Annotated in this window: 22 protein-coding genes, 1 tRNA gene and 1 pseudogene; 8 read left to right on the plus strand and 16 right to left on the minus strand. The window is 64.0% G+C overall.

Annotation, left to right across the window (positions count from 1 at the left end):
• Window positions 1-65: 65 nt before the first annotated feature.
• Window positions 66-683, minus strand: coding sequence for a TetR/AcrR family transcriptional regulator (locus ACFVSJ_RS17560; RefSeq protein WP_387438225.1), 618 nt, complete (start codon window positions 681-683; stop codon window positions 66-68).
• A gap of 100 nt (window positions 684-783) precedes the next feature.
• On the opposite strand from ACFVSJ_RS17560, the gene ACFVSJ_RS17565 reads away from it, so the two are divergent.
• The gene (locus ACFVSJ_RS17565) at window positions 784-1,119 is read left to right on the plus strand and encodes a hypothetical protein (RefSeq protein WP_387438226.1); all 336 of its coding nucleotides are present in this window, start codon (window positions 784-786) and stop codon (window positions 1,117-1,119) included.
• 10 nt (window positions 1,120-1,129) lie between these two features.
• On the opposite strand, the gene ACFVSJ_RS17570 is transcribed toward ACFVSJ_RS17565, so the two are convergent.
• Genes ACFVSJ_RS17570 through ACFVSJ_RS17580 form a run of 3 tightly spaced genes read right to left on the minus strand, consistent with a single transcriptional unit; the run spans window position 1,130 to window position 4,524 of the window.
• Window positions 1,130-2,077 (minus strand): ribokinase, encoded by a 948-nt coding sequence (locus tag ACFVSJ_RS17570; protein WP_387438227.1) that lies wholly within the window; start codon window positions 2,075-2,077, stop codon window positions 1,130-1,132.
• The gene (locus ACFVSJ_RS17575) at window positions 2,074-3,507 is read right to left on the minus strand and encodes an MFS transporter (protein ID WP_387438228.1); all 1,434 of its coding nucleotides are present in this window, start codon (window positions 3,505-3,507) and stop codon (window positions 2,074-2,076) included. Before ACFVSJ_RS17575 ends, ACFVSJ_RS17570 begins: the two co-directional genes overlap by 4 nt.
• On the minus strand, window positions 3,508-4,524 hold the full coding sequence (locus tag ACFVSJ_RS17580) for a nucleoside hydrolase (RefSeq protein WP_387438229.1): 1,017 nt from the start codon (window positions 4,522-4,524) through the stop codon (window positions 3,508-3,510).
• 246 nt (window positions 4,525-4,770) lie between these two features.
• Here ACFVSJ_RS17580 and ACFVSJ_RS17585 point away from each other — a divergent pair, with 246 nt between their 5' ends.
• On the plus strand, window positions 4,771-5,754 hold the full coding sequence (locus tag ACFVSJ_RS17585; protein ID WP_387438278.1) for a LacI family DNA-binding transcriptional regulator: 984 nt from the start codon (window positions 4,771-4,773) through the stop codon (window positions 5,752-5,754).
• A gap of 6 nt (window positions 5,755-5,760) precedes the next feature.
• Here ACFVSJ_RS17585 and ACFVSJ_RS17590 read toward each other — a convergent pair whose 3' ends face one another.
• Entirely contained in the window at window positions 5,761-6,114 is a 354-nt protein-coding gene (locus ACFVSJ_RS17590) for a hypothetical protein (protein ID WP_387438230.1), read from the minus strand.
• A 34-nt stretch (window positions 6,115-6,148) separates the two neighbouring features.
• Window positions 6,149-6,775, minus strand: a complete 627-nt coding sequence (locus ACFVSJ_RS17595; protein ID WP_387438231.1) for a LysE family transporter — start codon at window positions 6,773-6,775, stop codon at window positions 6,149-6,151.
• A 197-nt stretch (window positions 6,776-6,972) separates the two neighbouring features.
• Here ACFVSJ_RS17595 and ACFVSJ_RS17600 point away from each other — a divergent pair, with 197 nt between their 5' ends.
• The gene (locus ACFVSJ_RS17600; RefSeq protein WP_387438232.1) at window positions 6,973-8,046 is read left to right on the plus strand and encodes a DNA polymerase IV; all 1,074 of its coding nucleotides are present in this window, start codon (window positions 6,973-6,975) and stop codon (window positions 8,044-8,046) included.
• A gap of 26 nt (window positions 8,047-8,072) precedes the next feature.
• Here the strand turns inward: ACFVSJ_RS17600 and ACFVSJ_RS17605 are convergent, their stop codons facing one another.
• From ACFVSJ_RS17605 to ACFVSJ_RS17625, 5 genes are all read right to left on the minus strand, one after another.
• Complete coding sequence (locus ACFVSJ_RS17605; protein WP_387438233.1) at window positions 8,073-9,056, minus strand: aldo/keto reductase; 984 nt, start codon at window positions 9,054-9,056, stop codon at window positions 8,073-8,075.
• A gap of 8 nt (window positions 9,057-9,064) precedes the next feature.
• On the minus strand, window positions 9,065-10,321 hold the full coding sequence (locus ACFVSJ_RS17610; RefSeq protein ID WP_387438234.1) for an RNA polymerase sigma factor: 1,257 nt from the start codon (window positions 10,319-10,321) through the stop codon (window positions 9,065-9,067).
• 3 nt (window positions 10,322-10,324) lie between these two features.
• Entirely contained in the window at window positions 10,325-10,684 is a 360-nt protein-coding gene (locus tag ACFVSJ_RS17615; RefSeq protein WP_387438235.1) for a YciI family protein, read from the minus strand.
• A 93-nt stretch (window positions 10,685-10,777) separates the two neighbouring features.
• Window positions 10,778-11,593: a methyltransferase domain-containing protein gene (locus ACFVSJ_RS17620; RefSeq protein ID WP_387438236.1), complete on the minus strand. Its 816-nt coding sequence runs from the start codon at window positions 11,591-11,593 to the stop codon at window positions 10,778-10,780.
• Window positions 11,594-11,662: 69 nt separating this feature from the next.
• Window positions 11,663-12,295 (minus strand): TetR/AcrR family transcriptional regulator, encoded by a 633-nt coding sequence (locus tag ACFVSJ_RS17625; RefSeq protein ID WP_387438237.1) that lies wholly within the window; start codon window positions 12,293-12,295, stop codon window positions 11,663-11,665.
• A gap of 144 nt (window positions 12,296-12,439) precedes the next feature.
• On the opposite strand from ACFVSJ_RS17625, the gene ACFVSJ_RS17630 reads away from it, so the two are divergent.
• From ACFVSJ_RS17630 to ACFVSJ_RS17640, 3 genes are read left to right on the plus strand one after another with little or no spacing between them, the layout of a single operon-like run.
• Window positions 12,440-13,660, plus strand: coding sequence for an MFS transporter (locus tag ACFVSJ_RS17630; protein WP_387438238.1), 1,221 nt, complete (start codon window positions 12,440-12,442; stop codon window positions 13,658-13,660).
• On the plus strand, window positions 13,653-14,438 hold the full coding sequence (locus ACFVSJ_RS17635; RefSeq protein ID WP_387438239.1) for a cyclase family protein: 786 nt from the start codon (window positions 13,653-13,655) through the stop codon (window positions 14,436-14,438). Before ACFVSJ_RS17630 ends, ACFVSJ_RS17635 begins: the two co-directional genes overlap by 8 nt.
• Window positions 14,435-15,391, plus strand: coding sequence for a fumarylacetoacetate hydrolase family protein (locus tag ACFVSJ_RS17640; protein ID WP_387438240.1), 957 nt, complete (start codon window positions 14,435-14,437; stop codon window positions 15,389-15,391). The genes ACFVSJ_RS17635 and ACFVSJ_RS17640 overlap by 4 nt, the downstream gene beginning before the upstream one ends.
• A gap of 58 nt (window positions 15,392-15,449) precedes the next feature.
• Here the strand turns inward: ACFVSJ_RS17640 and ACFVSJ_RS17645 are convergent.
• Window positions 15,450-15,523, minus strand: a tRNA-Arg gene (locus ACFVSJ_RS17645).
• 286 nt (window positions 15,524-15,809) lie between these two features.
• On the opposite strand from ACFVSJ_RS17645, the gene ACFVSJ_RS17650 reads away from it, so the two are divergent.
• A complete protein-coding gene (locus ACFVSJ_RS17650) occupies window positions 15,810-17,636 on the plus strand; it encodes a phosphoenolpyruvate carboxykinase (GTP) (RefSeq protein ID WP_387438241.1) in 1,827 nt (608 codons plus the stop codon).
• Window positions 17,637-17,727: 91 nt separating this feature from the next.
• Here ACFVSJ_RS17650 and ACFVSJ_RS17655 read toward each other — a convergent pair.
• From ACFVSJ_RS17655 to ACFVSJ_RS17670, 4 genes and pseudogenes are all read right to left on the minus strand, one after another.
• Window positions 17,728-18,573 (minus strand): annotated as a pseudogene (locus ACFVSJ_RS17655) (FAD-binding oxidoreductase); the annotation flags it as partial.
• Between the two features lie 81 nt (window positions 18,574-18,654).
• The gene (locus ACFVSJ_RS17660; protein WP_387438242.1) at window positions 18,655-19,149 is read right to left on the minus strand and encodes an RrF2 family transcriptional regulator; all 495 of its coding nucleotides are present in this window, start codon (window positions 19,147-19,149) and stop codon (window positions 18,655-18,657) included.
• Window positions 19,150-19,157: 8 nt separating this feature from the next.
• Window positions 19,158-19,637: a hypothetical protein gene (locus tag ACFVSJ_RS17665; protein ID WP_387438243.1), complete on the minus strand. Its 480-nt coding sequence runs from the start codon at window positions 19,635-19,637 to the stop codon at window positions 19,158-19,160.
• 13 nt (window positions 19,638-19,650) lie between these two features.
• Window positions 19,651-21,069: a phosphomannomutase/phosphoglucomutase gene (locus ACFVSJ_RS17670; RefSeq protein ID WP_387438244.1), complete on the minus strand. Its 1,419-nt coding sequence runs from the start codon at window positions 21,067-21,069 to the stop codon at window positions 19,651-19,653.
• Window positions 21,070-21,193: 124 nt separating this feature from the next.
• On the opposite strand from ACFVSJ_RS17670, the gene ACFVSJ_RS17675 reads away from it, so the two are divergent.
• A complete protein-coding gene (locus tag ACFVSJ_RS17675) occupies window positions 21,194-23,359 on the plus strand; it encodes a RecQ family ATP-dependent DNA helicase (RefSeq protein WP_387438245.1) in 2,166 nt (721 codons plus the stop codon).
• The last annotated feature ends 38 nt before the right edge of the window (window positions 23,360-23,397 follow it).

Consider the following 23,397-nt stretch of genomic DNA (forward strand, 5'->3'; position numbering starts at 1 on the left):
GTCATTTTCGCTGTCGAATCTGTCATACGGAGTGACAGGTGGTAGTGAACGATGATTTCCGGACTTCAGGAAACCGGCGTGCGTTCGGCTGCTTCGGCGGCTTCGGCCGCCAGGGCGGCGGCGGCCAGGTAGACGGTACGTACGACGGCGGCGCGTCGCCTTTCCGCGCGGCCGGGCTCATCCCCGGCCATCAGGCCATCGAGCGCGGGCAGGACGGGGGCCGAATCGCACAGGCTCACGATGGTGATGAGCAGGTCTCCGGCATCCTCCCTGGAAACGCCGGGGAGGGCTGCAATGGTGCTGTTAACTTTGGAGGCACAGTTGGCCATGCGCTTGGGCAGTCCCACCACTTCAGTGCCACGTTCCAGCCCTTCCCAGAAAAGGAGTCGGGGAGCTGTCGCATCCGACTGGTGGTGGTCGAAGAGCCGTCCCGCGTAGTCTGCCATGGCTTCGGGGCCCTTGCCTTCAATGGGAACTTCGTCCATGAGGCTGCTGAGCGCGGCGACGATCACGGCATCAAAGAGGGCGTTCTTGTTGCCGAAGTATTGGTAGATCCGTTCTTTGTTGACGCCGGCCTCGGAGGCGATGCGATCAATGCGTGCTCCGGCCAGTCCGCGGGCGCAAAACTCCGATGTTGCCGCTTTGAGCAGCAGTGCCTTGGTTCGCTCTGTGTCCCACGCCATAGGGTCATCTTAGCATTTTCCAACTAAGTGGTTGTAATTGTGGTGGTGTCCGGTTATGGTTGGTGCCAAGCCAATTGCAACTATCTGGTTGGAGAATCTGATGACGACCCCCGTCGCCGCCGAAGCAACTGCCCCCGAAGCCCCTGCCGTCGCGCCCAGCGCGCCATCCGCCGTCGTTCGTCCTCAAGGGCCGTCCGTGCACATGCGCGCACTCATCACTTGGGTGGCCATCTTCCCGCTGGTTTCCGTCGGCATGCTGCTGCTCGGCCCGATCATGGAACCGTGGCACCCCGTTCTTCGCGCCCTTGTGTTGACGGCGTTCGTGGTTCCAACGGCCGTGTACATCGTGGTCCCGCGCCTCCTTGCCGGGCACGGAGCCCTCACTCGCAAGGCCGTGGAACGCGCCGCCCGACGCTCCGCCCGCACGTCCCGTTAACCCAACTGGGTTAGGACGTGCGCGCAGCTTCGACTTCCTCGAGGGTTGCGTAGGCAGCCTGGGTGCCCTTCTTGGTCGCAGCCAACGCGGCGGCCACCGAAGCAAACGACGCCGCCTCGGCAAGCGAATCACCGGCGGCCAAACGGGCAGCGACAGCACCCGTGAATGCGTCGCCCGCTCCCGTGGTGTCCACGGCGTTCACCCGCGTGGGTGCGATCCGCGTGAGCTGCTCCTGAGTACCCCGGGCCAACGAGTCCAGCACCACCGAACCCTGGGAACCGAGCGTCACGAGCACGCGATGGAGGCCCCGGTCGGCGAACTGGCTGCGGACAGGCTCCCAGGCCTCGGCATCCGCGTCGGAAGCAGGAATGTCCGCCTCGGAACCAAGGAACAGCGCGGCCTCGTGCGCGTTGACCAGCAGCACGTCACTCAACCCGGCCAACAGCTGCGGCACCTCGGCGTACGGCGAGAGGTTCAGCAGCACTGTAGCTCCGGCGTCGTGCCCGGCCTGGGCGGCGGCAACCACGGTATCGATGCCAACCTCCAAACACAGGCAGACGACGGCGGCGTCGCGGAACGCGGCGAAGTCGACGTCGGCAGGGGACAAAGTGCCGTTGGCACCCGCCGAGATGATGATGCTGTTCTCGCCGTTCGCATCCACCGAGATCACAGCGACGCCCGTTGCGGCGTCCGAACGCCGCACGCGCGAGACGTCCACTCCGGCGTTGGCCGTTGAATCGAGGAGCATGGTGCCGTTGGGGTCCTCGCCCACGGCGCCAATCAGGCTGACCCTTCCGCCGAGCTTGCTCGCCGCCACCGCCTGGTTGGCACTCTTGCCGCCCGGATTGACGGCGAATCCGTTGCCATGGACGGTCTCGCCTGGCTGCGGAAGGCGCTCGGTGTAGATGGTCAGGTCCGCGTTGAGCGAACCCACCACCACGATTCCGGACGAGCTCACGCAGCCACCTCTTCGTCCTCGTGGACCTCGGCGTCAACCGGCTTGGGGATCAGCAGCGAGGCGGCAAACGCGGCGAATGTGATGGCAAAGCCAACGACGACGACGGTCAGGTAGGAAGCTTTCGCGTCGCCGAGCGCTGAGGTCGCCACCAGGACGGCAGGCAGGACCAAGAAGCTCAGGCCGGCCCCGAGGTTGAAGGCGCCCGCGTTCATGCCGGGGAGGAATCCGGGATTGCCCTTCGGAGACAGGACCACGCCAAGTCCGTTCAGCATGATGTTGACGGTACCGGCGTACATGACGCCCAGCAAGGCCGTGCCGACGATCATCATCGGAAGGTTGTTGAGGCCGAACAACGCAATGATGGCCAGTGCCACGAGGCTGCCGATGAGGCCGATGCGGAGCACCTTGGTGTAGCCCAGGACGGGGGCGAGCCGCCCGCTGATCGGACCGAAGACCCAGCCAAGGAGCGCGTAGGGCGTCAGGATCATGAGCGACATCTCGGTGGGACCCACCCCGAAGCCTGGATCCGCAGCCTGGATGAACGCCGGGACGATGCCGTTGATCACCGCGAAGATGCCGGTCATGGTGAGGGTAGTGGTCAGCAGCGGCGCCCACGTGGAGCGCTGGCGCAAGTGCACGGTTTCCACCATGGGCTGCTTGGCCCGCTTCTCGACCGTCCAGAAAGCGTAGAAGGCGACGACGGCAACCACCGTGAGGCCGACGGCGAGAGCCAGGGTGCCGCCGTCGAAAGCTGTTGCGAGCTTGGAGCCTTCGTTCAGGGCGGTCAGCAGCGCGCCCACGGCAATGACAATGAAGAACACGCCAAGCCAGTCCATGGTGGTGCCCGCGGCGGGCTTGCTTTCGGTGGCCAGGAAGGCGATGAGTGCTGTCGCGACGACAGCCAGGGCAACCATGAGCCAGAAGATGCTGCGGAAACCGAAGTTCTCCGCGAAGTAGCCGCCCACGAAGGAGTCGACACCGGCCACGCCGCCATTGACCGCGGTGATGAGGCCCATGAGTGCGCCGTACTTGCGCGGGTTGCTCACGGCGGAGCGGAGCATGATGAGGCACAACGGAACCGTGGGGCCGCTGACGCCTTGGATGATGCGGCCAACAAAGAGCCACGTCACGTCCGGAGCCAAGGCGGCGATGACCGAGCCGACGGCCATCAGGATCATCATGCCCACGAGGATCTTCTTGCGTCCGACGATGTCGCTGAGCCGCGGCAGGAACAGGGAGAACAGGGCCGCGGCCGTGAAGAACCACGTCTGCGAGAGGCCGATGGTGGCCTGGTCGGTCTGGAGTTCGTTGCCCATGGTGACCAGCGCCGGGCTGAGCATGGAGGCGTTGAGCTGGAAGGCCACGCAGGCTGCCAGCAGGGCGACCATGAGGGCAGTGACATTGGCCTTGTTAGTGGTTTGCGTGCTCATTTACTTTGCCTCTTCCGCAACGAGTGCCTCGGCGGCGACGTGCGCGCCCGCGGGTGTGACGCCGTCGGGCTCGCCGATCCTGACGATCGCGTCGGTGACCAGGTCCCAGAACTTCTTGTGGTCCAGGTCCACGGCGACGGACGTGTTGCAGTCCTCCGGTGCGGGTGCCCGGAAGTCGGCCACGGTCATGCCGAGGGTGAGCTTGCCCTGCAGTTCGATGTCAACGGGGACCTTGCGGGTGGTCATGACGGTGGGGTCGATGACGTAGGCGACGGCGCACGGATCGTGGACCGGCGGGAAGTCGAAGCCCTGGGCGTCCTTGTAGGTTTTCTTGAAGAACTCCATGAGCTCCAGGACGAACTTGGCGGGCTTGGTTCCGATTTTGGCGATGTTATTGACCACCTCGTCCGTGGCCAGCGCCTGGTGCGTGAGGTCCAGGCCGACCATCACCACGGGCCACTTCTCGTTGAACACGATGTGTGCGGCCTCGGGATCGATGATGATGTTGAACTCGGCAACGGCGCTCCAGTTGCCCACGTGGTAGCCGCCGCCCATGAGGACAACTTCCTTGACGCGCTCCACGATGCGGGGCTCCTTGCGGGCAGCCATCGCGATGTTGGTGAGGCCTGCGGTGGGGACCAGGGTGACGGTGCCCGGCTCGTGTGCCATGACGGTTTCGATGATGAGGTCGACGGCGTGGCGCGGGTCCAGCTCGATGGCGGACTCGGGCTGCTCTGGGCCATCCATGCCGGAGTCTCCGTGGATGCTGGGGGCGGTTTCGATGGTCCGCACCAGGGGGCGGTCGCAGCCGGCGGCGAACGGAACGCCGGTGATGCCCGCGATAGTCGCCACTGAAAGGGCGTTGCGCGTGACCTTCTCGAGGGTCTGGTTGCCTACCACCGTGGTGACGGCGAGCAGCTCGATGTCCGGGTTGCCGTGAGCCAGCAGCAATGCCACTGCGTCGTCATGGCCGGGATCGCAATCAAGAATGATCTTTTTGCGGGTGTTGGTTTCCACGTTTCTCTCCACGTCATTGGGGCCTGTCCGGTGCTCTTGGCTTTAGGGGTGGTGCCGGCGCCGGACAGGGCGCTAAGCATTCAGGGGAATCATGGCACCCGTTCTGGGGTTACGTCAAACGCTTAACGTGGATAGCGTCAAGCGCTTGATGCCATGGGGTGAGTGAGAGGTGCGCAACAACGTTAGGATCGATGCATGGAAACCCCGGATCACCTCGGCAAACGCGCGCCCCGAGTTACGGCGGCCATGGTGGCCGCGCGCGCAGGGGTTTCGACGGCGACAGTTTCCTTGGTTGCCAACGGCAAGACGCAGGGGCGCGTATCCGAGGACAACATCTCGCGCGTACGGACCGCGATCGCCGAGCTTGGCTACGTGGTGGACAGCATCGGGAGTTCCTTGGCCCGTGGGGTCAGCTCGATCGTGATCCTGGTGACGCCGGACGTGTCCAACCCGTTCTTCGCCAACGTGATTGCCGGAGTGCGCGAGTCCTTGGGTGCTGACTACCAGCTGCTGCTCTCCGTGACCGACGCCGGCGAATCGCCGCAGGCTGACGACGTCCGGAAGCTACTCTCCCTGCGACCGGCGGGGCTGCTGGTGGGAGCGCCCAGTGCTGAGTTTTTGGAAGATCTCTCCGCCGCCGGTCCCTTGGTTCTGCTGGACGCCCCGGGGCTTGAGTCCTTCGCTCCGTCCGTCAACCTGGACGTTGCGCACGGTGCGCGTGAACTTGCCAGACACCTCGCTTCTGCCGGGCACACCCGGGCCGCCTACGTGGACGGCATTACGGGCACAGCGACGTTCCAGCTCCGGCGGGAGGCGTTCCTCGAAGAGGCTGCATTGTGTGGCCTGATCGTCTCGGAGGACCACATCATCAGCACCTCGATCGACGTCGGTGCTGCCGCGGCTGCCTTTGCCGACGCGTGGCCTTCGTGGAAGGCGGCAGGCGTGACCGCCGTCGTCTGCGGTACCGATACGCACGCCTATGGCGTGCTGCAGGAAGCACGGGTGGAGGGCGTCCGGATCCCGAATAAGCTGGCCGTGGCCGGCTTCGACGACCTGCCGTACTCGGCCACCAGTAACCCGAGCCTGACCAGCGTCCACCTGCCCGCCACGCCTTTGGGGCGCAAGGCGGGGGAGCAGCTTCGGGGACTTATTGAGGGGGTTCCCTTGGCCGAGCCGCACGTGACGCTGGAGAGCTCGCTGGTGGTCCGTGGCTCGACCGTTGCTGGCTGACGTTTCCTAGCGTTCCAGGGGCCGCAGCTGCTCTTCGGAGACGGGGAAGTCCACCGTGTAGTAGATCTGGGGTGCCGTCATGTCGCCCCAGTCATCCTTTTTGACGCGGACTGTTCCGGGCGCCACTTCAGCGATCCGCACACGCAGCCACCCGCCGTCGTCGAGCCGTAACTCGTGGGGTTCGGCGAGGTAGCGCAATCCAAGCTCATCGAGGGTTTCCTCGGCGGTGAACCAATCCACAACGTCCGTGCGTGGGCGTCCGAGCATGTCGATGGCGACGAATCCTTCATCGACGGGCTTCATCCATCCGACGTGCTCGCCGTCGTCCGCCCGCCGGTGTTCAATCCAGTCTGCATCCATGCCCCGAGGCTAGCATCGCGCGCCGGGGCCCGCTCTAGTGGATGACCGCCAGCAGGATGCCGACCAGCACGAACAGGCAACCGAAGATCCGGTTGAGGACCTTCTGGCCGTGAGCGTTGTGGGTGAAGCGTTGGAATGAACGTGCCGCCAAGGCGAAGAAGAACCACATGACCATGATGTCGATGGCCAGGACCGTTGCCGTCAGTACAACGTACTGCTGGAGCAGGGGCTCATTCGGTCGGATGAACTGCGGCATGAAGGCCAGGAAGAACACGATCGCCTTGGGGTTCAGCAGGTTCACCCAGATGCCGCGCTGGAACATAGAGAGGCCGGACTCGTTTTTCTTGTCCTCCACCTTCTCTTTGTCGAGGTCAGGCTTGTGCAGGAACTGCCGGATGCCCAGGTACACGAGGTACGCGGCACCGGCGTAGCGGATGATGTTGAAGATCAGCGGCGAATTGGAAACCAGCACGCCAACGCCCAAGGCCACGATCACGATGTGGATCACCAGCGCCACCTGCTGGCCCAGAATTCCCCAAATGGAGCGTCGGAAGCCCGAGTTGAGCGAGTTGCTCATGGTGAAGATTGCCCCGGCACCGGGAGTGAAACTGATCAGGGTGCCGGCACCAACCAAGGCCAGCCAAAGGGAAAATTGCACCATCTCAGCTTATGCCGGTGAGGTGGGTGGCCGGGACGCGTGCCGCCGCCGGGTGGCTCGGGCCCCTGTGCCGCCACCACCCACTTTGCCGCCGCCCGCCGCCGAATGCACCCGGAACAGGTTGATTCCGGCGGCCCAGCAGCCCAAAGAAGGTGGTGAAGGTACAGACAGGGCTGCACAAAACCGGGCAGACTGATCCCGTGAGCGGAATCCCGTGGGTCCTGCACGTCGATCTCGACCAGTTCATTGCAGCGGTCGAGATCCTTCGGCGGCCCGAACTCGCCGGAAAGCCCATCATTGTGGGCGGTCGAGGCGATCCAACGGAGCGGGCTGTGGTGTCCACTGCGTCCTACGAGGCAAGGGCGTTCGGCGTTGGTTCCGGAATGCCCCTGCGCATCGCGGCCCGGAAAGTGCCCGACGCTATCATCCTCCCCGTCGACGCGGAGGCCTACCTTGCGGCCTCGGAAGAAGTCATGGCCACGTTGAAGGAGCAACCAGGCGCCACGGTGCAGGTGCTGGGCTGGGACGAGGCGTTCGTCGGCGTAACCACGGATGACCCCGAAGCCTACGCCAAGCAGATTCAGGCTGCCGTGTTGGAAAGCACCCAATTACATTGCAGCGTGGGCATCGGTGACAACCTCGTCCGCGCCAAGAACGCCACTGACTTCGGCAAACCCGCTGGCATCTTCCGGCTCACTCAAGAGAACTGGCTCCACGTCATGGGAGACAAACCAACCATCGGTCTCTGGGGAGTCGGGCCCAAGATCTCCAAGAGGCTCGCAGCCCACGGCATCACCACAGTCAACGAACTCGCCGCCATTGACCCAAACAGCCTGGTCCAGGAGTTCGGACCCAAAATGGGTCCCTGGTACGCCCAGCTCGGCCGGGGCGAAGGAGCCACCGAAGTGGACGATACCCCGTGGGTTGCCAGGGCCCACGGCCGCGAAACCACCTTCCAGCAGGACCTCACGGAGGCCGAACAGGTCGAGGACGCCATCAAGGAACTCACCGCCCGGGTCCTTGAGGATGTCGCCGCCGAGGGCCGCCCGGTGGTGGGGCTGACTCTGAAGGTCCGCTACAAACCGTTCTTCACCAAGACTTACGCCAGGAAGATCCCGGAAACCTTCGACCGCGACGAAGTCCTCGCCCAGGCCCTGAACCTCACGGCAAAAATGGAGCCCGACCGCCCGATCCGCCTCCTCGGACTGCGCGCCGAAATGGCCATGCCCGACGACGCCCGCCAAGGGCACACGCCCACCCGCAGCGGCTGGTAAGCCAACGCACGACGCCGGCCTGCCGCCTACCAGCGCGGGTGGATCGCTTCGCGGAAGTGGCGGTCGTAGATGTCGAACACGCCCGTAGACAGCCCGGCCCCGAGCGAAGACAATGAGCCAGCCTCCGCGTTGGCCTGTGCCTGCGAGGCCGAGCGGGCGCCGGGAATGACCGACGTGACGCCATCCTGCGCGATGACCCAGGCGAGGGCCGCTTGCGAGGTGGTGACGCCGTCGGGCACCAACTGGCTGAATTCCTGCGCGGCCTTCACCCCGGTGGCGAAGTCCACCCCTGAGAAGGTCTCGCCGACATCGAAGGAAGCGCCGGTGCGGTTGTAGTTCCGGTGGTCGTCCTCGGCAAACGTCGTCTCAGTGGTGTACTTCCCGGAGAGCAACCCCGAAGCCAGCGGAACCCGGGCGATGATGCCCACGCCGGCTTCCTTCGCGGCGGGGAGCACCTCATCGAGCGGCTTGAGGCGGAAGGCGTTGAGGATGATCTGCACGGTTGCTGTGTTGCCGCGCTTGATGGCTTCCAGGGCCTCGTCGGTCCGCTCGACGCTGACGCCGTAGTTCCGGATAGCTCCTTCGCTGACCAGGGTGTCGAGAGCGTCATAGACCTCGGAGCTGCTGTAAACGGACGTGGGTGGGCAGTGGAGTTGGACCAGGTCCAGGGTGTCCTGTTGCAGGTTCCGCCGTGAACGGTCGGTCCATGCCCGGAAGTTGGCGAGCGTGTAATTCTCCGGGACCTGGTCCACGCGGCGCCCCATTTTGGTGGCTACGGTGATGTTGAGGTCCGGGTTGATGCCAAGGAAGCGTCCGATGATCTGTTCACTGCGGCCATCCCCGTACACGTCGGCGGTGTCGAAGAAGTTGACCCCCGCGTCCACCGAGGCTTCGAGGACGGCGACGGCATCCTCTTCGGTGACGGATCCCCAGTCGGCCCCAAGTTGCCACGTGCCGAGTCCGACGGTGGAGACGGACCGGCCGGTTTTGCCAAGAATGCGCTGTTCCATGCGTTCGACTATATGTTGCCGCCGCCGTTGTTCTGAGCCGTGTCCACATTCGCCACCTTCCCCATCAGGTACCGCCGTTCCTGCAGGCTCCCCGTCTTCTTCGCGGCGGCCAGGTAGGCTACGCGGGCGGCCTGAAATGAGCCGGCGAGTTCCAACAAGTGTCCTCGCACAGCATCGAGCCGATGCGACTTGCCCAGGGCGGCATCGAGCCCCTCCAACAAAGCCAAGCCGGCGGACGGCCCACTGACCCGGGCAAGGGCAACAGCCCGGTTCAGGGTCACCACTGGGCTCGGTGCCACGGCCTCCAGCACGGTGTACAGCGCGAGGATCTGTGGCCAGTCCGTCTCCGCGTCCGACGCCGCTTCGGCGTGGACGGCAGCGATCGCGGCTTGCAGTTGGTAAGTACCGGGACGCCCACGGCCCAACACCGAGGAGAGCAAAGCAACGCCCTCCTGGATCTGCTCCTGGTTCCAGCGGCTCCGGTCCTGCTCGGCCAACGGCACCGGGGTCCCATCAGCCAGTGTGCGCGCCGCACGCCGGGAATCCGTCAGCAGCATCAGGGCCAGCAAACCGCTCGCCTCCAGCTCACCCGGAGCGGCGCCCACCAGCAGCCGGGCCAGTCGGATCGCCTCCGCAGTCAGGTCCTCCCGCTGCAGTGACGGGCCCGAGCTGGCCGCGTAGCCTTCGTTGAAGATTAGGTACAGGACGTGAAGTACGACGCAGATGCGCGCCTTCCGTTCGGACGTCGCCGGCTGCTCAAACCGGCCGCCGGCCTTCTGGATGGTTTGTTTCGCACGGCTGATGCGCTGACCCATGGTCGCTTCGGGGACCAGGAAGGCAGAGGCGATTTCCGCCGTCGTGAGTCCTCCTACTGCCCGCAGCGTCAAGGCGAGCTGCGACGGCGGGGACAGCGCCGGGTGGCAGCAGAGGAACATGAGGGTGAGGGTGTCGTCGGTTTCAGACGTGGAATCCGGCAGGTCGGCGAACTGCGGCTCCATGGCGGCGGCGCGTTCTTCCCTTGTCCGCCGGGCCGAGTCGCTGCGCCATTCATCAACGAGGCGACGGGAGGCAACCGAGAGCAGCCAGCCGCGTGGATTGTCCGGCACCCCGGATGGCCACTGGAGCGCGGCTTCAAGGAGGGCTTCCTGGACGGCATCTTCGCAGGCGTCGAATTGACCGTTGCGGCGGACCAGCACGCCGAGGACCTGCGGCGCGAGGGTGCGCAGCAGGTCCTCGATTCGCGTCTCCCGCGGGGGTTCCGTCAAAAGCTAGACCTCCGGAGGCCCTGCCGGGATGGGGCGGAGTTCCACCACTTGTGAGTACTTCACGATGCTGGAACAGATCTCCACTGCGCGTTCCTCGCTGGCAACATCAACCACCCAGTAGCCAATCAGCGACTCCTTGGATTCCGCATACGGACCATCTGTGGTGATGACGCCGTCGGGGGTTTGCTTGACGAGCTTCGCGGTGCTGCCATCGGCCAAGCCCGCATTGAAGACCAGTTCGCCCGACTCGGTGAGGTCCTTGTCGATCTGGATCATGAAACCGATCATTTCCTTGACCCACTCCGGATCGGCGGTTTCCATCATTCCCTCGGCCGAACCGAACATCATGATCATGTATTTCATCTCGAACTCCTTGTTGAGGGGCTCCCTGTCTGGGTGCCTTCACTCCTAAGTCGGAACTGTCCCGGGGATTTCTACATGGTTGCCGGATATTTTTTAGGCGCGGGCTATGACTTCGCCGTTGGGGATGAGGAAGTAGCCGTCCTCCGTGGCTCCCCAACGATGCCAGCCGGCGGCGATCCGGGCGAGGTCGGCCTCGTTGGCGAAGCCGTATTCGAGGGCTTGCTCGGCAAACGCTGAGTGCAGGACGCGTTCGCTCCAAACGCGGGACTGCCAGGCGCGTTGCTGCGCCGTGGCATAGAGCCAGTTGCTGCTGCTCGGGGACACTTGGGCAAACCCTGCTTGCTGCGCCCATGAGACCAGGCGGCGACCGGCGTCGGGCTCTGCGCCGTTACGGCGGGCGATCTTCTGGTAGAGCTCCATCCAGTCATCGAGCTCGGGGACCTCCGGGTACCAGCTCATGCCGTGGAAGTCGGCGTCGCGCACGGCCACGATTGCTCCCGGCTTGGCAACGCGGCGCATCTCGCGCAGGGCCGCTACGGGATCGGTGAGGTGCTGGAGGACCTGGTGGGCGTGCACGAGGTCGAAGGTCTCGTCTTCGAAGTCGAGATCGTAGATGTTTCCGGTTTGGAATTCGACGTTCTCCACGCCTCGGTCCTTGGCTAGTTCGGTGGCCTGGGCGATGATGTCCGGCGAACGGTCCAAGCCGATCACGTGTCCGGGCGAGACCATCCGCGCGAAGTCGCACGTGATGCTGCCTGGACCGCAACCGACGTCGAGCACCGACGTTCCAGGCGTGAGATGGGGGATCACAAACGCGGCCGAATTCTCGGCCGTCCGTGAGGCGTGGGCCCGGACAACCGACTCGTGGTGCCCGTGGGTATAGACATCTTCAGGCTGCTGCGCGTTCATAGGGAAACGCTACCCAACTGGGTCGCATTTGTGCGCGTTTTGAACGCTCAAAACGCGCACAAATGCGACCTACTTGGGTGCGGCGCCGCGCCATCCTGCGATCAGGACTGAGCGCAAATGGTCGTACCGGAAATCGATAATGTTCCCGATATGCGAGAGCGCGGCGATCCGTTGGGGGAGTGCCGTGCCCGTCAGTGCGCCCACGCCGAAGAGGTAGGCCCACTCGTGGAATCCCGCGGGCTTGTCCGGTAGAGCGTTTCGCATGACTTTGATGAAGTCCCGTGCCATGGGGTCGAAGTATTCGGCCAGGATGCCGCGCTCGTAAGCCGCCGGATCCGAGGCTTCGCGGAGAACCAGGCGCGCAAAGAGTTTCCCGTCGGGCGTTTCCTGTGCCCTCAACGTCGGCAGCAGAAAAGCCTCGACGATCTGTTCGATAGCATCCGGGGCTGACGTGTCCACTGCCAGGACCTCCCGCCGGCGCTCCTCGTTGAGGTGCTGGTAGTGGGCGAACACGGCCTTATAGAGGTCAAGCTTGGTGGCGAAATGGTAGATCACCAGCGGAGCGGTAGTGCCGATCTCCTCCGCGACGGCGCGCATGGTTGTCGCCTCGTATCCGCGGACCGCAAACATCCTGACGGCGGCGTCCAGGATCTGTTCCCTCCGGCGGGTTCCTGCGTTGTTTCCTTGCACTTCTGTGGACATGGTTCCCAGCCTATAGCTCCCTGCACAGCATCCATTGACACAAACTGAATGGGTGTATAAATTCTATCCCAATAGAAACTGAACGAGTGTATAAGTTACGTTTCGGCTCGGGCAACGTCGCCCGCTTCAGAAGGGATCTCCACCATGAAACGTGGAACCAAGTGGTTCATCCTTGTTGGGTCGTTCATCATCTACCTCTTCGACGCACTCGAAATCGCAGTGTTGTCCTTCGCGCTCCCGGCCATCAGCGCCGAACTGGCCCTCACGCCCATCGCCGGCGGCTTGCTGGCTACCGCCACGCTGCTGGGCATGGGCTGTTCCAGCGTCCTGACCGGCTGGATAGCCGATAACCGTGGCCGTCGGGTTGCCCTCATCGCCTCCATGGTGGTCTTCGTTGCCCTGACATCAGCGCTGTTTGTGGTGCCGAACTACGGCGTCTTCGTGGTGCTGAGGTTCCTTGCCGGCATCGGCTTGGGCGGAGTGTGGTCCGTTCTCTCCACGTACATTGTTGAAACATGGCCCGCTGCCCAGCGCGGTCGGGCCGTTGCGTTTGTGTTGGCTGCCTATCCCTTGGGCGGAGCTTCGGCCGCCCTGGTTGCCGGCGCCTTCATGCCGGACTGGCGGCTCCTGTTCCTGGTGACCGGCTTGTCCGCCCTGCTGCCGCTGTTGATGGTGGTGTTTTTCTTTCCTGAGTCCAAGGCCTGGCTGGAAGAGCGGGGCGCCAACAGCGCAGGAAACGTCACGGTCAAGGAACTGTTCACCGGGACCTACAGGCGCCGGACCATCATTGCCACGGTGGCTGCGGTCTGCGCGTTCGTGGGTTTCTATGGCGCCTCGACATGGCTGCCCAGCTACTTGTCGGCCGAACGGGGCCTGGACGTACGCCAGGTTGCCCTCTTCATGACCGTCCTCAACCTCGGCATGTTCGCGGGCTACCTCGTGTTCGGTTGGATCGCGGACAAGATCGGGCGCCGCAACGCGATCATCCTTTCCTTGGCAGGGACCGGACTGCTGATGCCGTTGTATGGCCTGGTCACCAACCAGTCCGTCCTGCTGTGGATGGGTCCGCTCTACGCCTTCTTCATGACCTTTGCCGGGCTGTTCGGTTCCTACTTGGGGGAGCTCTACCCCACCAGGATCCGGACCACCGGCGCGGGATTCTGCTTCAATATCGGCCGCGGAGTGGCAGCCTTCGCACCTCTTGCCATGGGCGGGATCGCAGCCGCCTGGGGATTCTCCTCCGGGCTCATCCTTTCCGGGGCGGTCTTCCTGGCGGGCAGCGCCCTCATGTTTTTCCTGCCTCGCACCGGCACTGCGCCGGAAGCAACAGCCAACGTACAAAAGGAACCTGTAGATCATGCCTAGACTCGTGGATTTGTCCGTCAGCCTCCAAGCGAACATCGCCTCTGACCCGCCCGGCATGACGCCTGGGATCGAATACTTTACGCATCGCGAAACGGCGAAGGACCTGGTGTCCTACTTCCCGGGCATGAGCGAATCGGACCTGCCTGGCCAGGAAGGGTGGGCCATCGAACGGATCACCGCCACCACCCACACCGGAACCCATCTGGACGCGCCCTACCACTACGCATCAACCATGGACGGGGGTGCGCGGGCCATCACCATCGACGAAGTTCCGCTGGACTGGTGCTTTGGCAGGGGAGTGAAGCTGGACTTCCGGGGGTTCGACGACGGCTACGTCGCCACAGCCGCCGACGTTGAGGCCGAGCTTGATCGCATCGGCCACGAGCTGGCTCCGGGCGACATCGTTGTGGTTAACACCGCCGCCGGAACCCGCTACGGCTATGACGACTATCTTTCGAAGGGCTGCGGAATGGGCCGTGAAGCGACGCTCTTCCTCACCAGCCGCGGAGTCCGCGTCACCGGAACTGATGCGTGGAGCTGGGACGCGCCCTTCATCCATACAGCCAAGCGGTACGTGGAAACCGGCGACAACTCCCTGATCTGGGAAGGGCACAAGGCGGGCATGGAGATCGGATACTGCCATATAGAGAAGCTGCATAACCTTGAGGCCCTCCCGGCCACCGGCTTCCAGATTTCATGCTTTCCGGTCAAAGTCCACGGCGCCTCCGCTGGCTGGACCAGGGCAGTCGCGATTCTCGACGAGGAGGCAGCGGCGTGAGGTTCTTCCGGATCATGCACGACGGCGTTCCGCGCCTTGGGCTTGCCGACGACAGTTTGGGTTCCGGCCGACTCTATCCGGAAGGGCTCGATGCCTTTGAAGTTATCGACAGGCCCTCGACTCCGGCCGACGGTGAAATGGTGGACCTTCACGACGCCGAACTCCTGCCGCCCCTCGACGTCACCACCATCCGCGACTTCATCACCTTCGAGCAGCACACCGTGGGCGCGTTGCGCTCGGTAGCTGCGGACAAGGGCATCCCGGCCGCCTGGTACGACGCCCCGTCGTTCTACTTCACCAACCCACACGCCGCCGTCGGGCATAACGCCACCATTCCCATGGCTCCTGGCACGCAGCAGTTCGACTTCGAGCTGGAAGTGGCCGCTGTGATCGGGACGGACGGGTACAACTTGTCCGTCGAGCAAGCAGAAGAGCACATTGCCGGGTACATGATCCTGAACGACTGGTCCGCACGGGATCTCCAGCGCGCCGAAATGACCGTTGGCTTGGGCCCGGCGAAGGGTAAGGACACGGCAACGTCCCTCGGCCCGCTCTTTGTCACCAAGGACGAGTTGGCCGACGTTTGCTCTGATGGTTTCCTCGACCTGTCCATGAGTGTTTCCGTCAACGGGCAGGTCCTCGCCACGGATTCCCTGGCGAACATGGCGTGGAACTTTGCCGAGTTGGTCTCGTATGCCAGCAGGGGAACCTGGGTTCGGCGCGGTGACATCCTGGGCTCCGGAACCAGTGGTGGTGGTTGCCTGGCGGAATTTTGGGGGTGGTTCGGAACAATGGCCCCGCGGGCACTGCAGCCCGATGACGTGGTGAGTCTGTCTGTTGAACGCTTGGGCACGCTCACTAACGTCGTGGCGCCGGCCGCTCCGGTCCATCCAGTGCAGCGGGCGCGACGCAGGGGATATGCGCCGCCTATGCCGTTCGTGCCAAACTTGTGAGCGGTGGACGGGCATAACAAAAGACCCGCACCGGCGAACCGGTGCGGGTCTTCATTTGTGCGCCCAAAGGGATTCGAACCCCTGACCTTCTGTTCCGTAGACAGACGCTCTATCCAGCTGAGCTATGGGCGCATTTCGTGTGATTCTCGGCGGTCTGTTTCTCTGACCCCCTCGAACCTCAATAAACTTTACAGAAGTTCATGTGAAGTTCCAAATCGACCGGGTGTAATCTGCGTAACTAGACCGGTCTAGGTGACCTTCGTCACTTAAATTGGGCTTCCGGAAACGGAGATCCTTGAATTTCCGCGGTTTTCGGTTTTTGCTTCCCTGGTTGTCCGATGTCTGACAGCGGATTGGTCTGGTCCGCGCCCCCTATCGTTTAGGACACACCACCGAACCCGAGGGAAGGGAAACCGCAATGGGCGATCTGGCGCGACTGCCGCTGCTTGAGAAGGCACCTACTACCCATGCACGCCTGCTGGCCTGGGTCGAGGAAGTTGCTGAGCTGACCCAGCCGGACCGCATCCACTGGGTTGACGGCAGCGAAGCGGAAAACAAGAAGCTGACCGACGAACTCGTCGAGGCCGGCACCTTGAAGCGCCTCAACCCGGAGACGTTCCCGAACTCCTTCGCCGCGTTCTCCGATCCCGCGGACGTTGCCCGCGTTGAAGAGCAGACCTTCATCTGCTCCGAGAACGAGCGCGACGCAGGCTTTACCAACAACTGGATGGCCCCGGCCGAGATGAAGCAGAAGCTGCGCGGACTCTTCGCCGGCTCCATGCGCGGCCGCACCATGTACGTCATTCCGTTCGTCATGGGCCACCTGGATGCCGAAGACCCCAAGTTTGGCGTTGAGATCACAGACTCCGCCTACGTTGTGGCTTCCATGCGGATCATGGCCCGCATCGGCACCGATGTGCTGGACCGGATCACGCAGACCGACGCCTTCTTCGTTCCCGCACTCCACTCCCTTGGTGCTCCGCTCGAAGCCGGCCAGGCCGACGTCGCATGGCCCTGCAACCCGGAGAAGTGGATTGTCCATTTCCCCGAAGAGCGTTCCATCTGGTCCTTCGGCTCGGGCTACGGCGGCAACGCACTGCTGGGCAAGAAGTGCTACGCCCTGCGCATCGCTTCGGTGATGGCCCGCGACGAGGGCTGGCTGGCCGAGCACATGCTTATCCTCAAGCTGACCTCCCCGGAGCAGAAGACCTACTACGTCTCCGCTGCGTTCCCGTCCGCTTGCGGCAAGACCAACCTCGCCCTGCTCGACCCCACCATCAAGGGCTGGAAGGTTGAGACCCTCGGTGACGACATCACCTGGATGCGCTTCGGCAAGGAAGGCGAGCTCCGTGCCGTCAACCCCGAAGCCGGCCTGTTCGGTGTTGCTCCGGGAACGGGTTGGGGCACCAACCCCAACGCCATGCGTGCCATCGCAAAGGGCAACAGCATCTTCACCAACGTTGCCCTGACCGATGACGGTGGCGTGTGGTGGGAAGGCATGACCGAGGAAACCCCGGCACACCTGACCGACTGGCGGGGCGAGTCCTGGACTCCGGACTCTGACAAGCCGGCCGCCCACCCGAACTCCCGCTTCTGCACGCCGATCGACCAGATCGACATGCTGGCCGAAGAATACTTCAGCCCGGAAGGCGTGGAACTCTCCGCGATCCTGTTCGGCGGACGCCGCAAGACCACCATTCCGTTGGTTACCGAGGCCCGCGACTGGTCCAACGGCATCTTCATGGGCTCCACGCTCTCCTCGGAGACCACTGCTGCAGCTGCCGGTGCCGTGGGCGTTGTACGCCGCGACCCCATGGCCATGCTGCCGTTCATCGGTTACGACGCAGGCGACTACCTGAACCACTGGGTCAACCTGTCAGCCAAGGGGAACCCGGAGCGACTGCCGAAGATCTTCCTGGTCAACTGGTTCCGCCGCACCGCCGAGGGTGGCTTCGCCTGGCCCGGATTCGGTGACAACGCCCGTGTGCTCAAGTGGGCCATCGAGCGCCTCGAAGGCAAGGCCGACGCCGTGGAGACTCCGATCGGCTTCGTTCCGACCGGTGAGTCGATCGATCTCGAAGGCCTGGACATGACCCCGGCCGAGGTTGAGTCCGCGGTGCGCGTCGACGCCGACGAGTGGGCCACTGAACTGGCCTCGATCGAGGAATGGTTCGCCAACTTCGGTGGATCACTCCCGGCTGCGCTGCAGTCCGAGCTGGATGGCCTCAAGAGCCGGCTGGCCTAGACCTCTTAAGGACAACGGCGTTCTTAAGTGAACGACGACGGCCCGTCACCTTTCCCTTGAAAGGTGGCGGGCCGCCGTCGTTCTTTCCGCTTTAGCTGGCGAGCCAGACGTCCGGGCCAAAGACCTCGTAGTGGATGCGGGTCGCAGGGATGCCCGCTTCGATGGCTTCGTCCCGGATTTTCTTCATGAAGGGCAGCGGGCCGCACAGGTACAGCGATGCGTCTGCCGGCACATCGATTTCGCGAAGCGACATGAAGCCCTGGTTGGCGCCCGGCTGCGGTGTTTCGAGCCAGAGTTGCAGCCCGGCGCTGATTTTTGCTGCGTCGGCGGTCATCTGGCCGCTGAGTGCCCAGTTGTCCATGGACCGCTCTGCGTGCAGCACCAGGACATCGCGCTCAGTGCCGGCATCCGCGAGGGACCGCAGGATTGATGCCGTCGGAGTGCAACCGATCCCCGCCGAGGCCAGGATCACGGGACCCTCACCCTCCTTGAGTGTGATTTCCCCGTATGGATTGGAGATCTCGAGGACATCTCCAGGTTCGACGGCGGTGTGCAGGGCGGTGGACACCTCGCCGCCGTCGTTGAGCTTGGTGGTAAAGATCCGGCTGGTTCCGGCGTCGCCGGAGAGGGAGTACTGACGTACCTGGCGCAGGCCGTCGGGCAGGGTCACCCTGACGCTGACGTATTGGCCAGGCTTCGCTTCGGTGATCGGCGTGTCATCAGCCGGTTCCAGGGTGAAGGTCGCGGAATCCGTGCCCGCTGCCGTTTTGGACGCTACGCGCCATGGCGTCCACATCCTGCTGTTGGCCTGGGCGGCATACAGGTCCTTCTCGAGCTTGATCAGCGCGTCGGCCATGAGCCAGTAAACCTCAGTCCAGGCTTCGGCAATCTCCGGAGTGATGACGTCGGCCAGGTCGGCGGCGATGGCTGCAAAGAGGAATGCTTATATTTATGCCTCAATTTCTACTCCTCGTAGAAAAGATGTGCAAATCGCGAACCGATGTGTTGCGAAGCCGTCCTACGGCGCGAAGGCCGTCGCTTCGGCTGTGGGGGGAATGCCGGCCTGGAACTGCGGGCGCAGGCCGATGGTTTGGAAGACGGGGGCCATCTGGCGGGCGTGCGGCAGCGATGCGATCACCACTGTATCCAGCTCCCTGTAGAAGGCCTCCCGGGCACGCTTCATGGCGTGGCGGAGCCCGCATTCTGTAAGGAGTGGGCAGTCTCCGTTGGGGGACTGGCATTCTGCCGGATCCTGGCGGCTGTCCAATTGGCGCAGGAGTTGGCCAACGGTCGCTTTGCGTCCGGACGCGTTCAGACGCGAACCGCCAAGCCGGCCCCTTTCGACGTCGATCAATCCCAGTTCACGCAGCCGGACCATGGCCTTGCTGACGTGGTTGTAGGGCGTGCCAACAGCATCTGCCACGGCCTGCGTGGTCAACAGCGTTCCGTCAGGAACCGCGGCCAGCACCATGACCGCGCGGAGGCTCACATCTGCAAACGCGTTGATCTTCATGGCTTTGCCTAACGTCCTGAGGCCTGGTCCACCCAGACGGTGGGCTCGTGGGTGTCCGCTTCCATGGCGCCGAAGGTGAATCCGTCGTTTGTGTGTGCATACGGAACGATCGCGGCAAGGACTCCGCCATCGCGGTGCTCGGCTGCGCCGGTGATGCCGTCCGATCCGTGGTCCGGCAGATAGACGTCATAGGCCACGGCAACGGCCCGGTAGTCATCGCGGCCTTGGCGCAGCAGTTCCTGGACATCGGCCAACATTTGTTCCGCGTCCAACTCGCCGTTCTCATCCGGCTCGCTGGGGGTGACCAGGACGATCCGGAGTTCGCCGTCGTTGGACAGCGTGATGCCGAAGGGAAGGAAACCACCGTTCTGGAGCAGGTGTTCCTGGGCCGTGCCAATGGCCGTACCCAGGGTGTCGCGGAGTTCGCGGTCCTGTTCGCTTGAATCTTCCCCGGCCGTGTTCCCCGTTGCTTGAGGTGATTGGCTCATGGTGTCTGTTCCTTTATGCCCGGACTATGGCCAGGACGCGGTCGCGGATCTTTTCCATGGTGGCGTGGTCCTTGGCTTCGGCGTTCAGGCGGAGGAAAGGTTCTGTGTTGGAAGGTCGGAGGTTGAACCACCAGCTGCCGTCCTTGGCGCTGAAGGTACTGCCATCCATGTGGTCGATCTCGATGTCTTCGAATTCGAAGTCAACGCGGACCCGCTCCACCGCAGCGGCCTTGTCCTCGATCTCCGAGTTGATCTCACCCGAGGAAACGTAGGGCTCGTACTGGCGGCCCAGCTCGGACAACGGACCGTCCTGCTCGCCCAGCGCCGCGAGGACATGCATGGCTGCCAGCATGCCGGTATCGGCGTTCCAGAAATCACGGAAGTAGAAGTGTGCAGAGTGCTCTCCGCCAAAGACTGCGCCCTCTTTAGCCATGACGGCCTTAATGAAGGAGTGGCCCACGCGGGTCCGGACGGCACGGCCGCCGTCCTGGGCCACGAGTTCCGGCACGGCCTTGGACGTCAGGAGGTTGTGGATGATCACCGGGGCTTCTTCGCCGGCTGCCTTGGCGCGGGCGATCTCGCGGCGGGCCACCATGCCCGTGATGGCCGACGGCGAAACCGGCTCGCCCTTCTCGTCGATGACGAAGCAGCGGTCGGCGTCGCCGTCGAAGGCCAAGCCGATGTCCGCGCCGTACTTGAGGACCGCTGCCTGAAGGTCGCGCAGGTTTTCCGGTTCCAAGGGGTTGGCCGGGTGGTTCGGGAAGGAACCGTCCAGCTCGAAGTAGAGCGGGATGATCTCGAAAGGAAGGCCCGGGAGCAGTTTGTCGCCCAGGACCGCCGGGGTGGTCAGCCCGGCCATGCCATTGCCGGCATCGACAACCACCTTCAAGGGACGCGAGCCGGAAAGGTCCACGAGCTTGCGGAGGTACTCGGCGTAGTCCTTCAGGACATCCCGGACACCGATCTGCCCGCGTTTGGCTGCCGCGGGGATGCTTCCCTGGTTCAGGTATTCCTCGGCGAGGGCCTGGATCTCCTTCAAGCCGCTCTCGGAAGAAATGGGCTGGGCGCCGGCCTTGGCCATCTTGATGCCGTTGTATTCGGCCGGGTTGTGGCTCGCGGTGAACGTGGCGCCGGCGGCGTTCAACGCACCGCAAGCGTAGTAGAGCTCATCCGTGGAAATCAGGTCCAACAACTGCACGTTCGCCCCGCGGGCAGCAGCGCCCTTGGCGAACGCCTGGCTGAACTCCGGCGAGGACGGACGCATATCGCCACCCACCAGGACCGTCTGCCCCTCAAGGCCAAGGACATCGATGAACGCAGCACCCACGGCCTGGACAATTTCAGCCGTGATGGATTCCCCCACGATGCCCCGGACGTCGTACGCCTTGAAAGAAGCCGAGAGGTCGAAAGTCTTGTTCTGCTCGCTAGTCACGCGCTCAATCCTACTGTGGCAGTGCAAATGGGCAGGAACCGGCTCGGAGACATGTGGATAGCCGTTGTCCACATAGCTCGTCCTCAGGGTCCTGGCTGTCAGACCCGGCTGCAATACTGGGGTTATGGCCTCCACCCCCCAAAATCCCTCTGTTTCCGTGCAAACTCCCACCCGCCAGCAAGCCCTCGCGTGCCTTCGTGAGCTCGTGGGGCACCCTGAAGCTGAGTTCCACGACGGCCAGTTCGAGGCCATCGAGGCCTTGGTTGACGGCGGGCGGCGCGCACTGGTGGTCCAACGCACGGGTTGGGGGAAATCGGCGGTGTACTTCGTCTCGTCCTTGTTGCTGAGAGGGCGGGGTGCTGGTCCCACGTTGATCGTGTCACCGCTGCTGGCCCTGATGCGGGACCAGGTTGCTGCTGCCGCACGGGCAGGGGTGCGTGCCGTCGCCATCAACTCGGCGAACGCCCTGGAATGGGACAGTGTGCTCGCGCAGCTCGCCGCGGACGAAGTGGATGTCCTCCTGGTGTCCCCGGAACGGCTAACGAATCCGTCCTTCCGCGAGAACCAGCTGCCCGAGCTGATCAGGCGCACAGGGCTGTTGGTGATTGACGAAGCCCACTGCATCTCCGACTGGGGCCATGATTTCAGGCCCGATTACCGGCGCATCGCAGATCTCATTGCCCAACTTCCCCCGACGGTTCCGGTGCTGGCCACCACCGCCACGGCCAACTCCCGGGTGGTCCATGACATCGAGGAACAACTCGGTGAAGGCGTCCTTACCATCAGGGGCGCCCTCGGCAGGGAATCCCTGCGGCTGGGCGTTCTGAACCTTGAGAACTCCCGCGACAGGCTGGGCTGGTTGCTGACCCACCTCACGGACCTGCCCGGAAGTGGAATCATCTACACACTCACGGTCTCGGCAGCCGAAGACACCGCCAGGTTGCTCGCCGAAGCTGGACACAATGTCCTGTCCTACACGGGAAGGACGGATCCCACCGACAGGGAGCGTGCCGAACAGCTGCTGAAGGACAACCAGGTCAAGGCGCTCGTGGCCACCTCCGCTTTGGGCATGGGCTTCGATAAGCCTGACCTGGGTTTCGTGATCCACTTGGGTGCCCCGTCCTCGCCGGTGGCCTACTACCAGCAAGTGGGCCGTGCCGGCCGAGGGGCAGCCAACGCCGATGTCCTTCTGCTCCCGGGGTCCGAGGACCGCGAAATCTGGCAGTACTTTGCCACTGCGTCCATGCCCTCCGCGGAGAAGGCAGCGGCGGTCCTGGATGTCCTGTCGGACGGAGGGTCGGCGCTGTCCACGGTGGCTTTGGAAGCCCGTGTGGACCTCCGCCGGACACCACTCGAGTTGCTCCTCAAAGTCCTGGCCGTAGACGGCGCTGTGGAACGCGTGGGTGGGGGATGGCGGTCCACGGGCCAGCCGTGGGTCTATGACGCCGAACGCTACTCGCGCATTGCCGAAGCCCGCGTGGATGAGCAGGACTCCATGATCATTTACCAGGACACGTCCGGGTGCCGCATGGAATACATCACTTCTGTCCTGGACGACGAAACCGCGGCGCCTTGCGGACGGTGCGACAACTGTGCCGGTCGCTGGTTCCCGGTGGACATAGCCGCCGCCGCGGTGGACGCCGCCGGACAAACCCTGCGCAGGGTGGGGACCGCGGTGGAACCTCGCTTGCAGTGGCCTTCCGGGATGGACCGGCTTGGGGTGGGCGTCAAGGGCAAGATCAAGCCCGATGAGAGTGTGGCCGAGGGGCGTGTCCTGGCCCGTCTCACGGACCTGGGCTGGGGAGGTGCGCTGCGCGAACTCTTCGCGGCAGGCGCGGCAGACCGCGAGGTGGAACCTGCCATGCTCCAGGCTTGCGTGCAGGTGCTTCGCGAATGGTCGGGCGCTGATGGCGGAACTGCCTGGAGCGGAGTGGGCCGGCCAGCCGCCGTCGTGAGCATTCCGTCCAGGAGCAAACCGCACCTGGTGGACTCCTTGGCCAGGGGGATCGCAGGCATCGGCCGGATGCCGTACCTGGGGTCGCTGCAGCCACAGCACGGGGGTCCCGCGGGATCGCGCGGAGGCAACAGCGCCTACCGGCTGGCGGGTGTGTGGGACAGGCTCGTCGTGGGCCCGGACGTCGCGGAAGCGCTGGCCGGGATCAACGGGCAGCCTGTGCTTTTGGTCGATGACCTGGTGGACAGCCGCTGGACCATGACTGTGGCAGCCCGGGCACTCCGGCAGGCGGGAGCGGGTGCAGTCCTCCCGCTGGCCCTGGCACAAGCAGGCTAGCTGGAGCCACCATGCGAGTAAGGCTGTGTCATGTTGTG

Source organism: Paenarthrobacter sp. NPDC058040 (genome assembly GCF_042885775.1).
Taxonomy (GTDB): Bacteria; Actinomycetota; Actinomycetes; order Actinomycetales; family Micrococcaceae; genus Arthrobacter.

Excerpts from the sequence above, each read along its gene's own strand:
- ACFVSJ_RS17565 (WP_387438226.1), top strand. The coding sequence starts at position 784 with ATGACGACCCCCGTCGCCGCCGAAGCAACTGCCCCCGAAGCCCCTGCC.
- ACFVSJ_RS17605 (WP_387438233.1), bottom strand. The coding sequence starts at position 9,056 with ATGGAACAGCGCATTCTTGGCAAAACCGGCCGGTCCGTCTCCACCGTC.
- ACFVSJ_RS17630 (WP_387438238.1), top strand. The coding sequence starts at position 12,440 with ATGAAACGTGGAACCAAGTGGTTCATCCTTGTTGGGTCGTTCATCATC.
- ACFVSJ_RS17585 (WP_387438278.1), top strand. The coding sequence starts at position 4,771 with ATGGTGGCCGCGCGCGCAGGGGTTTCGACGGCGACAGTTTCCTTGGTT.
- ACFVSJ_RS17625 (WP_387438237.1), bottom strand. The coding sequence starts at position 12,295 with ATGTCCACAGAAGTGCAAGGAAACAACGCAGGAACCCGCCGGAGGGAA.
- ACFVSJ_RS17660 (WP_387438242.1), bottom strand. The coding sequence starts at position 19,149 with ATGAAGATCAACGCGTTTGCAGATGTGAGCCTCCGCGCGGTCATGGTG.
- ACFVSJ_RS17620 (WP_387438236.1), bottom strand. The coding sequence starts at position 11,593 with ATGAACGCGCAGCAGCCTGAAGATGTCTATACCCACGGGCACCACGAG.
- ACFVSJ_RS17675 (WP_387438245.1), top strand. The coding sequence starts at position 21,194 with ATGGCCTCCACCCCCCAAAATCCCTCTGTTTCCGTGCAAACTCCCACC.
- ACFVSJ_RS17615 (WP_387438235.1), bottom strand. The coding sequence starts at position 10,684 with ATGAAATACATGATCATGATGTTCGGTTCGGCCGAGGGAATGATGGAA.
- ACFVSJ_RS17590 (WP_387438230.1), bottom strand. The coding sequence starts at position 6,114 with ATGGATGCAGACTGGATTGAACACCGGCGGGCGGACGACGGCGAGCAC.
- ACFVSJ_RS17595 (WP_387438231.1), bottom strand. The coding sequence starts at position 6,775 with ATGGTGCAATTTTCCCTTTGGCTGGCCTTGGTTGGTGCCGGCACCCTG.
- ACFVSJ_RS17665 (WP_387438243.1), bottom strand. The coding sequence starts at position 19,637 with ATGAGCCAATCACCTCAAGCAACGGGGAACACGGCCGGGGAAGATTCA.
- ACFVSJ_RS17650 (WP_387438241.1), top strand. The coding sequence starts at position 15,810 with ATGGGCGATCTGGCGCGACTGCCGCTGCTTGAGAAGGCACCTACTACC.
- ACFVSJ_RS17560 (WP_387438225.1), bottom strand. The coding sequence starts at position 683 with ATGGCGTGGGACACAGAGCGAACCAAGGCACTGCTGCTCAAAGCGGCA.
- ACFVSJ_RS17575 (WP_387438228.1), bottom strand. The coding sequence starts at position 3,507 with ATGAGCACGCAAACCACTAACAAGGCCAATGTCACTGCCCTCATGGTC.
- ACFVSJ_RS17635 (WP_387438239.1), top strand. The coding sequence starts at position 13,653 with ATGCCTAGACTCGTGGATTTGTCCGTCAGCCTCCAAGCGAACATCGCC.